The sequence below is a fragment of the Eudoraea sp. genome (genome assembly GCF_039969275.1).
In the GTDB taxonomy this organism is placed as follows: Bacteria; Bacteroidota; Bacteroidia; order Flavobacteriales; family Flavobacteriaceae; genus Eudoraea.
Map to the genome: position 1 here is coordinate 33,561 of NZ_JBDVOC010000010.1, position 12,920 is coordinate 46,480.

Annotated in this window: 12 protein-coding genes and 1 riboswitch; of the genes, 6 read left to right on the forward strand and 6 right to left on the reverse strand. The window is 36.5% G+C overall.

Features of this window, described 5'->3' with window-relative positions; translation table 11 throughout:
• Nucleotides 1–95 precede the first annotated feature (95 nt).
• From ABJH90_RS08065 to ABJH90_RS08075, 3 genes are read right to left on the reverse strand one after another with little or no spacing between them, the layout of a single operon-like run.
• On the reverse strand, nucleotides 96–650 hold the full coding sequence (locus ABJH90_RS08065; protein ID WP_348138153.1) for a DUF4252 domain-containing protein: 555 nt from the start codon (nucleotides 648–650) through the stop codon (nucleotides 96–98).
• A 10-nt stretch (nucleotides 651–660) separates the two neighbouring features.
• Nucleotides 661–1,080, reverse strand: coding sequence for a hypothetical protein (locus ABJH90_RS08070; protein ID WP_348138155.1), 420 nt, complete (start codon nucleotides 1,078–1,080; stop codon nucleotides 661–663).
• The gene (locus ABJH90_RS08075; RefSeq protein ID WP_348139351.1) at nucleotides 1,067–1,576 is read right to left on the reverse strand and encodes a sigma-70 family RNA polymerase sigma factor; all 510 of its coding nucleotides are present in this window, start codon (nucleotides 1,574–1,576) and stop codon (nucleotides 1,067–1,069) included. Before ABJH90_RS08075 ends, ABJH90_RS08070 begins: the two co-directional genes overlap by 14 nt.
• 240 nt (nucleotides 1,577–1,816) lie before the next feature.
• Between ABJH90_RS08075 and ABJH90_RS08080 the strand changes: the two genes are divergently transcribed.
• Nucleotides 1,817–3,295 carry a S41 family peptidase gene (locus tag ABJH90_RS08080; RefSeq protein ID WP_348138157.1) on the forward strand — a complete coding sequence of 493 codons (1,479 nt, stop codon included), beginning with the start codon at nucleotides 1,817–1,819 and terminating at the stop codon, nucleotides 3,293–3,295.
• Nucleotides 3,296–3,299: 4 nt separating this feature from the next.
• Here the strand turns inward: ABJH90_RS08080 and ABJH90_RS08085 are convergent, their stop codons facing one another.
• On the reverse strand, nucleotides 3,300–5,165 hold the full coding sequence (locus ABJH90_RS08085; RefSeq protein WP_348138159.1) for a TonB-dependent receptor plug domain-containing protein: 1,866 nt from the start codon (nucleotides 5,163–5,165) through the stop codon (nucleotides 3,300–3,302).
• A 70-nt stretch (nucleotides 5,166–5,235) separates the two neighbouring features.
• A riboswitch (cobalamin riboswitch) is annotated at nucleotides 5,236–5,462 on the reverse strand.
• A gap of 310 nt (nucleotides 5,463–5,772) precedes the next feature.
• Between ABJH90_RS08085 and ABJH90_RS08090 the strand changes: the two genes are divergently transcribed.
• The 5 genes from ABJH90_RS08090 (at nucleotide 5,773) to ABJH90_RS08110 (ending at nucleotide 10,445) form a co-directional block, all read left to right on the forward strand.
• The gene (locus ABJH90_RS08090; RefSeq protein WP_348338075.1) at nucleotides 5,773–6,825 is read left to right on the forward strand and encodes an ABC transporter substrate-binding protein; all 1,053 of its coding nucleotides are present in this window, start codon (nucleotides 5,773–5,775) and stop codon (nucleotides 6,823–6,825) included.
• Complete coding sequence (locus ABJH90_RS08095) at nucleotides 6,825–7,856, forward strand: iron ABC transporter permease (protein WP_348138163.1); 1,032 nt, start codon at nucleotides 6,825–6,827, stop codon at nucleotides 7,854–7,856. Before ABJH90_RS08090 ends, ABJH90_RS08095 begins: the two co-directional genes overlap by 1 nt.
• Before the next feature lie 64 nt (nucleotides 7,857–7,920).
• Complete coding sequence (locus ABJH90_RS08100; protein WP_348138165.1) at nucleotides 7,921–8,673, forward strand: ABC transporter ATP-binding protein; 753 nt, start codon at nucleotides 7,921–7,923, stop codon at nucleotides 8,671–8,673.
• Nucleotides 8,674–8,736: 63 nt separating this feature from the next.
• The gene (gene rmuC / locus ABJH90_RS08105; RefSeq protein WP_348138167.1) at nucleotides 8,737–10,074 is read left to right on the forward strand and encodes a DNA recombination protein RmuC; all 1,338 of its coding nucleotides are present in this window, start codon (nucleotides 8,737–8,739) and stop codon (nucleotides 10,072–10,074) included.
• A 5-nt stretch (nucleotides 10,075–10,079) separates the two neighbouring features.
• A complete protein-coding gene (locus ABJH90_RS08110) occupies nucleotides 10,080–10,445 on the forward strand; it encodes a 6-phosphogluconate dehydrogenase (RefSeq protein ID WP_348138169.1) in 366 nt (121 codons plus the stop codon).
• A 50-nt stretch (nucleotides 10,446–10,495) separates the two neighbouring features.
• Here ABJH90_RS08110 and pgl read toward each other — a convergent pair whose 3' ends face one another.
• Both pgl and zwf read right to left on the reverse strand, forming a co-directional pair.
• The gene (gene pgl, locus ABJH90_RS08115) at nucleotides 10,496–11,209 is read right to left on the reverse strand and encodes a 6-phosphogluconolactonase (RefSeq protein ID WP_348138171.1); all 714 of its coding nucleotides are present in this window, start codon (nucleotides 11,207–11,209) and stop codon (nucleotides 10,496–10,498) included.
• Nucleotides 11,210–11,218: 9 nt separating this feature from the next.
• A complete protein-coding gene (gene zwf, locus ABJH90_RS08120; RefSeq protein ID WP_348138173.1) occupies nucleotides 11,219–12,751 on the reverse strand; it encodes a glucose-6-phosphate dehydrogenase in 1,533 nt (510 codons plus the stop codon).
• Nucleotides 12,752–12,920 lie beyond the last annotated feature (169 nt).

The following is a 12,920-nucleotide window of genomic DNA, read 5'->3' on the forward strand; positions in this document are numbered from 1 at the left end:
TGATCTTTTTATTCAATCAAAACTTTTAGAAAGGGTAATTGACCTGTTGCGAAGTTAGTAACATCTCAACGGTCAACTACCACTTTAGTTATCTGCTATTCTGATTTGTTCTTTTTTTCTGCCTTGTTTAATTCCTCTGGTAAATTCATCTTTTTTGTAAGTGAACCAATTTTAGTAAGATCAATATCTCCAGTCAATGTAAGAAGAACAGTTTCAATTTTTCTGTCATTTATTTCCATATCTACATTATCGATACCGGTAACGAACATTAATAATTCGCTTACATGATCTTCGTCTTTGCCGTTTTTCACATAGAATTTGACATTGGTTTCTTTGTCCTTTACTCTCATCAGTTCTTCCAATGAAGAGGATTTAAGATACTTGTTTACAGTTGCCTGCATATCTGCGGAAACTGATTTATCTTCCGTAATGAATACTTTAAGACCACTTAAGCTCTTTGCAATATTCATAAAATCCTGAGCTTCCGGATCATCCACATCCACATCCATCTTAACCAAAAGGTTAAACATGTTTTTATTCACTATTACAGAACTTACCTCATCCGAATCCTCGAATTTATCAAAAATGGACTGTGAGAAACCACTAAGAGGTAAAACTGCCATTGCTACTATTAGAAAATACTTTTTCATCTTTTAAATTTTAATTGTTGTTGTAAATTTTTTGTTTTGTTTGTTCAAATTCATTTAAATAGGCTACTTTTTCGGTACCACGTTCCAAATTCTGTGCCAACAGATTTAATGCCTTCTTTGTTTCGTTATAGGCAAACTCTGCTTCCTTTTGTTGCCGGTAATCATTACCGAAATATATTCCAAAGGCCATAACTGCTACTGCTGCAATAGAAATCCATTTGTGGTAAGATACCCTAGGTTTTAATGGAACCTGCTTAGTAAACCGTTCGTCCTTGGCTATGGAAAAGTAAGTAAACATTGGAGTGTATTGTTCCAGATGCGGTGCAACCGAATCCTGTGAAAAATAGTCTCTCAATTGTTCCTCCTCAACTACCGTGGTAGTAGCTTCAAAGTACTTTTCCAATAATTTTTCAATTCTATCCAATTCCATAACTATGTTTTTGCATTAATTTTTCTCTAACTATTTTTCTTGCTCTGGAAAGTGCTACTCTTACTGCCGTAGGCTGCATTTCCAGTAAATCTGCAATTTCATTAAAATCATATTCCTCAACATCCCGTAATTGCAATACCAATTTTTGTTGTTCCGGCAAATCCTCCATAATTTTCTCAACCCAACTTACGCTATCTCTTGCCTCCAGTTGTTTTTGCAATGAAGTATTCCCATCTTCGTAATTGCTATGAACCAGTTTCAGGTTATTCGATTGTTTCGACTTTAACCTATCCAGGCAAAAATTCTTGGTCATTGTCATTGCAAATGCCTCAACATTTTTGTAATTCGCAATATTGTCATTCTTAGACCACAATTTCATTAGTATCTCCTGCGTGGCATCTTCTGCCTCTTCTGCGGATGTGAGTAATCTTTTTGACAATCTATATAGCTTGTCTTTAAAAGGCATAACCACATTTAAAAATTCTGATTGCGTCATTATTGGTTGTTCTGTTGTCGTATAAACCATTCAAGGTGTTTTACATAAGCAAGACGAAGTACATCGAGTTTTGTTACAAAAAATTTTATTTTCTTGCAGATGTAAGTAATTTGCACCCCTTAAAGCTACTATTTTTTATAAATAACAGAGTTAGTAACACAATAGGGGGAATAGTGTTAATGAATATTAAAATTGGAATGATAGTTGCTGAAACTATGTAAATTGCAAAAAAAATTAAATATGAAAAAGTTTCTCCTTTTATTTATGGGGATTATCTCCCTAAGTATTTCCTGCAGTAAAGATGATGACATTGGGGTGGATGGCCCGGATAGTACTTCTGTTAGCGTTCAGGATTTTATGTGGAAGGCCATGAATATCTGGTATTTCTGGCAATCGGATGTAGCTGATCTGGCAGATGATAGATTTAGCACTAATGAGGAATACAATGCATTTTTAGTCTCGGAAGCGGATCCGGCTGATTTTTTCGACAATAAACTACGCTTTACAGAAGATCGCTTTAGCTTTTATAGTGACGATTACAAAACACTTACAGACAATTTATCTGGAATCTCACGAAGCAACGGTCTGGAATTTGGTTTGTTTTTATATGGCGACAACGATACGGATATCTTTGGATATGTACGCTATATTGTTGCTAATTCTGATGCTTCTACAAAAGACATCTCCCGGGGAGAATTATTCACAGGGGTGGATGGCCAAAGTTTAAACGAAAGTAATTATAGGGATCTTTTATTTGGTGAAAATGCGACCTATACCTTAAATATGGCGGATATCGCTGATGGAGTAATTACGCCTAACGACAAAAGTGTAGAATTAACGAAGCAGGAAGGGTTAGTTGAAAATCCGGTATTTGTAGTAAATTCTTATGACATAAACGGCCAAAAAATAGGCTATCTCATGTACAATGGTTTCACAAACGAATTTGATGAAGATTTGAATGATGCCTTCGGACAATTAAAGGCTGACGGGGTTACAGATTTAGTGCTTGACTTGCGTTATAATCCGGGGGGGTCTGTAAATTCTTCCCGCTTACTTTCAAGCATGATTTTTAGTACAAATACCAATAATCTATATCTTAGACAACGCTGGAATGACAAATTGCAAGCCGTTTTTTCTGACGAAGACTTAACTGATTATTTTGCAGACGTAACAGGGGCAGGTACCGCTATAAATACATTAAACTTGAACAGGGTATATGTATTAACAACCGGGAGTTCAGCCTCAGCTAGTGAATTGGTAATTAATGCATTAAATCCTTATGTTGAAGTTGTTAAAATAGGAACTACAACCCGGGGTAAGAATGAATTTTCACTCACTATGGTAGATGATCCCAGCCGGGATGGGGCTCCATTTATTTATACCCCTTCCAGAGAAAACCAAATTAATCCTGATAACAGTTGGGCAATCCAACCCTTAGTTGGAAGAAATGAAAATTCTGTCGGCTTCTCAGATTATACCGCAGGTTTTGACCCTGAAATAGAATTGCCTGAAGATTTGGAAAACCTGGGAGTTTTAGGAGATGAAAATGAACCATTACTGGCCAGGGCCATTGAAGAAATTACAGGTATTTCAGGGAAGAGGGATTTTACCGTTAAGACGCCTGTTAAACTATACACAAGTTCTAAGATGTTTACACCTATGAAGGACAATATGGTACTGGATAAGCCTCTTCATCTGAATCTTGATTTGAAATACTAAAAACTTAAAGTTTTAAACTCAACCCTAATCTAAGGTTCCTACCTCTTGTGGTGAATCCTATTACCTCGGTAAAATTGGTATTAAAGACATTTTCTACGTTTAAAAAGAACTTGAGTTTATTTGTCATTACTTCCTGTGATATATAAAACCCAAAGGTTGAAAAAGGGTCGAGAACCTCATCATTAAATGTGTTAAAATCCGTATCCAGGCGTTTCCCCGTATAGGCATACGTAAGTGATGTATAGGTTTTGCCTGAAAAGTTATAGCTCAAAGCTGCATTAACACTATGCTTAGGTATTCTTATCGCATTATCTCCTTTTCTTTCGGTAAAAGTGTAGTTTGCGATCAAATTCATTTTCTCTAGAGGAACCCAGTCTAATTGGGCCTCCAAACCTTGTGCATTAATCGTATTTGTAGCATTAAAATATTGAAACAGCGTATTATCAAAGAATACGAAATTGTCTTCTTTTCTATTAAAATATAGAGCGCTTAACCTTAATGTCTCATTTGCTTTATACTCCAGACCTCCTTCAGCGGTCCTGTTAGTTTCAGGTTCTAACAATGGGTTTGCACCAAACATGCCAAATAACTGGCTAAGTGAAGGTGTGATATATGAAGTAGCATAAGAACCCATGAATTTTAAATAGCCCTCCTCTAAGGCTATTGAATAAGACGGATTAATATTATATACTACATGTGAACCATATTCCGAGTGAAGGTTTAGTCGTAGCCCGGCATTTATATTTAGCCCAAAAGATGAAATATACACAAGGTTTGCATAGGGATCTACCAGTGAGAATTCCTGCGTTCCTTCAACTTCAGCTCTATCCAGATTATAATTTACCCCCAAAATAGCATATATACTATCGTCAAACGTATATCTGTTAAACAAATCAACCACATAATTATTCCCTTCAAACATAGAAGGAAAAGCACTCCTGTTATCTGACTTATAATTTGTAAATGATCCGTTTAAATTTAAATCCCCTTTTTCATAGGTCCATTTGGAAGATAAGCCCAAACGTTTTTGTTCTGTAATAAAAGTATAGGGAGCATCAATTAAACCAAAAGATTCGTCATAAGCGCTGTTCAAATTCGTTTGATTGGCATAAATAGTAAGATTTACCCGGTCATTAAATGTATATCCGAATTTTAGATCAATATTATATCTTGAAAAAGGGTCTTCCTCGTTAGTTTCGGTAACAATTGATGATAAACCATTTGTATACACATTGGAAAAGCCCAAAGAATAAGTAAAGCTGTCTAGAGTTCCTGTAACCGAGGCAGTGTTGCTAAAATCTGAAATATTATAATTTTGTTCGGATGAAGATTGGTTTGTCCCAATACTGGATTGAAAATCACCGCTTATTTTTTTATTCGAAGCCTTCTTACTCCTTATGTTAATTACAGCAGTTGCTGCACTCATTCCATACAGCGTGCTGGCAGCTCCTTTAATGATTTCAATTGATTCTATATTCGATGCGGCAAGTAATCTAAGATCATATTCTTGGGAAAATGAAGATGGATCAGAAACTCTGATACCGTCAATCAAGATTAAAATCTGCCTGCCTCTTCCTCCACGAGCAAAAACACCTAACACCTCTCCCTGCCGGCCACGGCTCCCAGTGATTTCAATACCGCTTTTGATATTAATAATCTCCGCTACGGTTTTACCCTGGTTATTTTCCAGTTCCTTAAGGCCAATCTTAATTACTGTTTTGCCAGAGTTCTCCCTTTTTAAGGGAAATCTGGAATCACTTACAACAACTTCATCCAATTCCTGTAACTCCATGGAATCCCTTTGGCTTTGGGCAGATACCGTTGTTAACAATACACAAAGAATGCAAAAAAGAGAGTATCTTTTCATCATTTCAATCAAATTGTTTTGCGGGTAAATTGTACAGCTCTTCCTATACGCAAACCTTTATCCCGAAAGTTTAACATTGTTTGTTGAATTGGGCAGGTCTCCTGACTTGCATCTTGCCATCAACCTTCCCGTGGATGTTCAATTTAATTGAACACAAACAGTGGTATTGAAGTGGTAACAAGCATTCCTTATTAAAGGAACTAAGCTTACAGTTGCGGGAACAGTTCCGGAATTAAACCGGATTCCCTTTTAATTTCATTTCTAATTAAAGAAGTGAAAACCAAAATTCGAGGCTAATGTAGTACTATTTCTCTAGTTCGAGTCACTTTTCCTTCCCAGTTTTATGACAAGCCAGAGAATTCCAACAATGAAATGAAGTAATATAATACCTCCTATGATATAGACTATGATATTAGAATCTCTTCCCATATGAGAATTTTTAACAAATTTAGAAAGTATATAATTTTAGAAATGTGACTTTTGTTACCTTGCGAAAGTGTTTATGAATCTATTCGCAATTAAATATATAGCCCTACTTAGTTTGCTTCTAGCCCTTGTTTCATGTAAAAAGAAAAATAATATTTCTTTGCCTGAAACCTTAAATAGGGATATGGTTACCATAAATTATGCAAAAGGATTCTCAATTGAGAAGTTTGCTTCGGGAATTACCATAATCAAGGTATTTTCTCCCTGGCCCAATGCAGAGGAGGCTTTTACCTATGCTTTAGTGCCCAAAGAACTTAAAATAGTACCCGAACTAAACGAAAAGGATTTTGATGCAATTATTAATGTTCCCGTAAATCGAATCATAGCCACCTCAACAACTCATATACCGGCTTTGGAGAATCTGGGAGTTATAGACAAGCTCGTAGGCTTTCCCGATACGAGATATATTTCTTCAGAAGTTACCAGAAAAAAAATAGATAAGGGAAAAATAACAGATTTGGGTAATAATGAGTCTATTAATACTGAAATGGCCATTAACCTTAATCCTGATCTAATAATAGGTTTCAGTATAAATAATCAGAATAAGGCTTATGAAACTCTTCAGCGTTCAAATATTCCGGTTGTTTACAATGGGGATTGGACGGAAGAAACACCTTTGGGTAAGGCAGAGTGGATTAAATTCTTTGCACCTTTCTTTAGCTTGGAGGAAGAGGCTAAAGACATTTTTAAGACTCTTGAATCAAATTATTTGGCCGCCAAGGTTTTGGCGATGAAAGCGACTAACAAACCGACAGTGCTTAGCGGTGCGCTTTATAAAGATGTATGGTATCTCCCAGGAGGGAAAAGTTGGGCAGCCAACTTTATTAATGACGCCAATGCAGATTACCTATGGAGCGAAACAAACGCAACGGGAAGTCTTTCATTAAGTGTAGAAAGTGTACTTGCAAAAGCAGGCAATGCTTCATTTTGGGTTTCTCCTTCCCAATTTATATCTTATAATGAACTTGATGAGGCAAGCAGGCACTACAGCCAGTTTAAAGCGTATAAAGAAAAAAAGGTATACACTTTTGCCAATACGAAAGGAGATAGCGGAGGTTTGTTGTTTTATGAATTGGGGCCTGCCATGCCCGATTTGATCTTAAAAGACCTTATATACATTTTTCATCCCGAATTAATTCCGGAACACCAGCTTTTCTTTTTTAAACCCTTACAGTAGTGCAAAGATCAAATACATACCTGGTTCCTTTTCTAATCTTATTTTTGGTATTGCTTTTTTGTTTTGTACTTAATCTTAGCCTTGGATCTGTAGCTATTCCGTTCAAAGATACTATGAAAAGTATTTTTGGAGGTGCAATTGAAAACGAATCTTGGCATTACATTATATGGAATTACAGGATTCCAAAGGCATTTACGGCTATTTTGGTGGGCAGTGGACTGTCACTTAGTGGTTTATTAATGCAAACTCTTTTTAGAAACCCATTAGCAGGCCCTTTTGTTTTGGGAATAAGCTCAGGTGCAAGCCTGGGTGCAGCACTGCTAATCATGGGATCTACGCTTTTTTCTCATTGGTTTATTTTTGGAGTCATCAACGATGTTTCCCTGGCCATTGCTTCGAGTATAGGAAGTTTTTTAGTTCTATTGGCTGTAATTACAGTAGCTTCAAGAGTTAAGGATACCATGGCGTTACTCATAATTGGATTAATGTTTGGTAGTATCACAGCTGCTCTGGTAAGTGTCCTTTCTTATTTCACCGATGCCGAAAGATTGCAACAATATATCTTTTGGGCATTTGGCAGCGTAGGCAATTTATCTGGCGTACAACTGGCTGTGTTGACCGTATTTATCTTTGCAGGTGTTAGCTTGAGTATTATTTCCCTTAAATCGCTCAACGCCTTGTTGCTGGGAGAGAATTATGCTCGTAGTCTGGGTGTGCACTTAAAGAAGACTCGTTTCATAATTATTATTGCCACAGGTTTACTGGCAGGTGCGGTTACAGCTTTTGCCGGTCCTATTGCTTTTATTGGGCTTGCTGTACCTCACTTAACCCGTCAGATTTTTAATACCACAGATCATAGAATATTGGTGCCTGCAGTACTTGTATACGGGGCTGTACTTCTGTTACTTTGTGATTTGATAGCTCAATTACCCTCATCCTCCTATGTATTGCCATTAAATGCTATTACTTCGGTTGTAGGAGCACCTGTGGTAATATGGTTATTGGTACGAAAGAAGAAAATGATATTTTAATTACTTATAAAACCTCTCAATCATCTCGACTAAAAAAGAACATATCATCTTAGAGGCTAAAAAGTTGGCCATTGGGTATACTTCTGGTAGAAAGCAAACGGATGTAGCTGACCATATTAGTTTTGGACTGACCAAGGGTGAACTCGGGGCAATTGTTGGCATAAACGGTATTGGCAAGTCTACACTATTGCGAACTTTGGGACGAGTACAGCCCAAATTGTCCGGTTCAGTAATGATAAACAATAAGCCCATTGAATCTTTAAGGTCAGATGAACTCGCCACCCTTGTCAGTGTAGTTCTTACAGAGCCAATTGCGTCAAAAAACCTGACAGTATCACAACTTATAAGTTTAGGAAGACATCCTTATACCAACTGGATTGGGACTTTATCTACTGATGATCAATCAAAAATCCTAAAGGCTATAGAAATTTTAGAGTTAGAGAGTTTACGACATAATAAATGTTACGAACTTAGTGACGGGCAACTACAAAAAGTCATGATAGCCAGGGCATTAGCCCAGGATACCGAAATTATTCTTTTGGATGAGCCTACCACTCATCTGGATCTCTACCATAAAGTGCACATATTAAAACTATTACAAAGAATTGCTCATGATACTAATAAGGTTGTTCTTTATACCACCCACGAAATAGACCTTGCTATTCAGCTTTGTGATAAAATATTTATTATGAATAAGGACAATAATAATTTTGGCGCTCCCTGTGAACTTATTGAGAGCAAAAGCTTTGAGGATTTATTCCCCAAAGACACCATTACCTTTAACCCGGAATCAGGTTCATTTAAGATTAATAAGTAAGCTTTAATACTTCAGAAAATTTAATGTTAATCCTTTATCTTTACCTTACAAAATCAATAATCTATGGAAGCCTATTTGGTTTATAGCATCCTTGCCTTGGTTTTTTTGGTGGCCGGTTATTTTTTAGGTAACTACATCCAAAATCTTAAAACAAAATCGAGTCACAGCACCCTTCTCGAACGTGAGCAACAACTCAGGAATAACCTCACAGAAATGGAAAAAAGGTTAGCATTAGGTATTGAAGAAACTAGTGAATTGAGATCGCAAAAGGAACGATTAGGAATTCAGATCAGTCGATATGAAGCCGAAATGGACAACCTGCAGCAAAAAAATACAGAACAGAAGGCAGAGGTAGAAAAACTTCAGGAAAAGTTTACCAAAGAATTTGAAAATTTGGCGAATAAAATATTAGATGTAAAGTCTGAGAAATTTACCAAGCAGAATAAAGAAAATATTGAAAATATTCTTAATCCCTTAAAGGAAAAAATTAAAACCTTTGAAGACAAAGTTGAGAAGAGTCAAAAAGAAAACATCAGTATCCATTCCTCTCTTAAAGAACAATTATTAAACCTGCAAAGCCAAAATTTAAAAATTACCCAGGAAGCAGAAAACCTGACAAAAGCATTAAAGGGGGATAGCAAAATGCAAGGAAATTGGGGAGAATTAGTACTGGAAAGGGTCCTTGAAAAATCAGGTCTTGAAAAAGACAGGGAATATTCAGTTCAGCAAAGTTTTACCAGGGAAGATGGCAGCAGGGTATTGCCCGACGTAATAATTAACCTCCCTGATGGTAAAAAAATGGTTGTAGATTCTAAGGTGTCTCTTACTGCATATGAACGTTATATTAATGTGGAGGAAGAATTTCAGGAAAAATATTTAAAAGAACATATAAGCTCTATAAAGAACCATGTTGATCAGTTATCTTCAAAAAAATACGAAGATCTTTATGAAATGGAAAGCCCGGATTTTGTTCTGATGTTTGTTCCTATAGAACCTGCTTTTGCAATCGCAATTAACAATGATAACTCTATTTATAATAAAGCATTTGAGCAAAATATTGTAATTGTCACACCTTCAACCTTATTGGCAACACTTCGAACTATTGATAGCATGTGGAATAATGAGAAGCAGCAAAGAAATGCCATTGAAATAGCCAGGCAGGCTGGTGCATTATATGATAAATTTGAAGGATTTATATCAGATTTAACCAAAGTAGGTAAAAAAATGGATGAGGCAAAGATTGAGTATAAGGGCGCTATGAATAAATTGGTAGAAGGTCGCGGGAATATTATAACAAGCATAGAAAAACTTAAAAAAATGGGGGCTAAAGCGAAAAAATCTCTACCGGATAAATATCTTGAAAGAGCCCAGCAAGATGATTTTGATGAAAAACTAAATTAGTACGCATGAAAAAATATTTATTCATCGCGGTTACTGTTATAATTTTGGCTGTTGTCTCTTACTTTGCTTTTGTCTATTATGTGCCCTATAGTGAAGGTGTCCGATCCGGAGAATTAATAAAAATTAGTCACAAAGGCGTTGTTATGAAAACATGGGAAGGAGAACTAAGTCAGGGCATTACAGGTGCTCAGATATTTAAATTTTCCGTGTCCAGTAAAAGGAAGGATGTAATTGATAAGCTGAAAGAATATCAGGGAGCCTATGTTAAACTGAATTACGAGGAACGTTATACTACGTTCTCCTGGTGGGGTGATACAAAATATTTCATTACGGAGGTCAAACTGGAAAAATCACCCCATTTTAATAACTAATTTCTTAATAAAGGCTTGTTCTTAGCTTCAGTTGAGTTCAAAAATCAACTTCATTCAAGTAATTTTGCTGCTTCTGTATCCAAAAACCAGTTTAACCTGCCTGAAATAGGTTCAACAAGAGAAGCAGGGTAGGCACTATAGTTTCCCTTCCTCTCAATTATCTCAAATACTTTTTGCGCCTTATTTTCACCTGTTACTAAAAAAACTACCTCTTTTGCATTATTTATAATATTCCCTGTTAGAGTAACTCGTTTCTGCCCAGATTCAGGATGCTCTGCAACCTCACAGTACGCCTTAGAATTCCATAAATTGATCTGGTTTGGAAATATTGAAGCCGTATGTCCGTCATCTCCAAGGCCAAGGATGACAAGATCAAATTGTGGTTGCGTTCCAACGTTGGGAAGGTTTTTCTCTAAAAGATCTGCATATCTTTTGGCTTCTTCTACTGGTTCATTCTCCCCCTTAATTCGATGTATGTTTCCCAAAGGAAATTCTAATTTTGAAAATAGATATTCATTGGCCATTTTATAGTTGCTTTCCTCATCATCAGGTGGAACACAACGTTCATCACCCCAGTAGAATTGAACTTTAGACCAATCTATCTCATTTTTAAAATGTACTGCCAGTTCCTTAAAAACCTCCTTCGGAGTGCTCCCCCCGGACAGGGCAATATGCAAAATATTATTTTTGGCTATAAGACTAGCAAGATTTTCTGAAAACGACCTCGCCGTTTGCTTTTTTGATCCCGTTATATTGACTTCCATCCTCTAAACTTAACATATTACGCAGAAACCAGGATCATCTGCAAGGTTTTCCCCCGGATTCCGCCAACTATACAGACCTTCAAAAAGTTCGTCGGCATTTTGAGGGCCCCAGACTCCGGAGGAATAGCCATAGGTTCTAACGTCTTTCCCGTTCTTCCAGTATTCTAAAATTGGGTCCACAAACTCCCAGGCCGCTTCCACTTCATCTGCCCGTGCATATAAGGTTGGATCTCCCTGCATAGCATCCAATAAGAGTCGTTCATAGGCACTCATTACGTTTGTCTCTGCTAAGCCGGAATAGTAAAATTCTAGATTCGCTCGCTCTACCTTAAAACCCTGCCCCGGAACTTTAACCCCGAATTTTATTAAAATACCTTCATCTGGTTGTATTCGTATAATCAATTTATTGTCTTTATCAATAATACCTGATTCACTAAAAATATGATGATGAGGCGATTTAAAATGTATTACTACTTCGGTAACTTTTGTAGGCATTCTTTTTGCAGTTCTCACATAAAAAGGCACATCTTTCCATCGCCAGTTATCGATGTAAAATTTTAATGCCGCATACGTTTCTGTAGTAGATTCAGGATCCACTCCTTCTTCTTCTCTATAGCCTGGTACCGTTTCACCCATTATTTCCGAAGCCAAATATTGGCCTTTGATAGTATTTTTAAAGAGCGTTTCCTCATCTCTCATAATCCTCAGAGACTTCAGGGCCTTTACTTTCTCATTCCTTATTTCTTCGGCTTTATCATCAATAGGTGGTTCCATCACTACCAATGATATAATTTGCAAAAGGTGATTCTGGAACATATCCCGTAATGCACCCGATTTATCATAATAACCACCTCTTTTTTCCACTCCCACCGTTTCCGCATTAGTTATCTCCACATGATGAATATAATTTCTGTTCCACAAAGGTTCAAATATGCTGTTTGCAAATCTGGTTATCAAAAGGTTTTGAACTGTTTCTTTACCCAGGTAGTGATCTATCCTATAAATCTGGGGTTCATTAAAGTACTTTTGAAGCCCACTATTTAGGTTTTTAGCGGTTTCATAACTGTAACCAAATGGTTTTTCTACGATAATTCTTTTCCAGCCCTGTGACTCGTCAGCCAATTCTTGTTCAGCGAGATTCATTGCAATGGTCTCATAAATATTTGGAGGAGTCGACAAATAGAACATAAAATTGTTTTCCGTACCATGCTTTTCGTTTAGTGAGGAGATACGTTCTTTTAATTTGCTGTAGTCTGAATCGTAATCCTTTCCAATATCAGTATAAAAGATCTTATTGGCAAAGGCCTGAATATAAGCTTCGTCATGTCCGTTAAACATTTCCTTTAAATACTTGCTTTTAGTGACAACCTTCTCCCTAAATTCCTGATCACTTAAAACACTTCTGCTGGTTCCTAAAACGACAAAGTTTTCGGCCAGATGGTTTCCCTTATAAAGATCAAACAATGCCGGAATAAGCTTTCTTGCAGTAAGATCGCCGGAAGCACCAAAAATTATCAGTATTTGATTTTCTACTTTATTCATAGACAGTTAAGTTAATTATTTAGTTTTATATTTTGAGAGAAAATACAAAGAGACCCTAAATTGGATATTTTAAATTATTTTTGAATCTCGCCTTTGGCTAAGATAAAATTTATTTACTTCTCCATAAGAAGAAATTTAAGGTAGCCATCCCAGGTCGAATAAACATATA

Excerpts from the sequence above, each read along its gene's own strand:
- ABJH90_RS08065 (WP_348138153.1), bottom strand. The coding sequence starts at position 650 with ATGAAAAAGTATTTTCTAATAGTAGCAATGGCAGTTTTACCTCTTAGT.
- ABJH90_RS08070 (WP_348138155.1), bottom strand. The coding sequence starts at position 1,080 with ATGGAATTGGATAGAATTGAAAAATTATTGGAAAAGTACTTTGAAGCT.
- ABJH90_RS08075 (WP_348139351.1), bottom strand. The coding sequence starts at position 1,576 with ATGACGCAATCAGAATTTTTAAATGTGGTTATGCCTTTTAAAGACAAG.
- ABJH90_RS08080 (WP_348138157.1), top strand. The coding sequence starts at position 1,817 with ATGAAAAAGTTTCTCCTTTTATTTATGGGGATTATCTCCCTAAGTATT.
- ABJH90_RS08085 (WP_348138159.1), bottom strand. The coding sequence starts at position 5,165 with ATGATGAAAAGATACTCTCTTTTTTGCATTCTTTGTGTATTGTTAACA.
- ABJH90_RS08090 (WP_348338075.1), top strand. The coding sequence starts at position 5,773 with ATGGTTACCATAAATTATGCAAAAGGATTCTCAATTGAGAAGTTTGCT.
- rmuC (WP_348138167.1), top strand. The coding sequence starts at position 8,737 with ATGGAAGCCTATTTGGTTTATAGCATCCTTGCCTTGGTTTTTTTGGTG.
- ABJH90_RS08110 (WP_348138169.1), top strand. The coding sequence starts at position 10,080 with ATGAAAAAATATTTATTCATCGCGGTTACTGTTATAATTTTGGCTGTT.
- pgl (WP_348138171.1), bottom strand. The coding sequence starts at position 11,209 with ATGGAAGTCAATATAACGGGATCAAAAAAGCAAACGGCGAGGTCGTTT.
- zwf (WP_348138173.1), bottom strand. The coding sequence starts at position 12,751 with ATGAATAAAGTAGAAAATCAAATACTGATAATTTTTGGTGCTTCCGGC.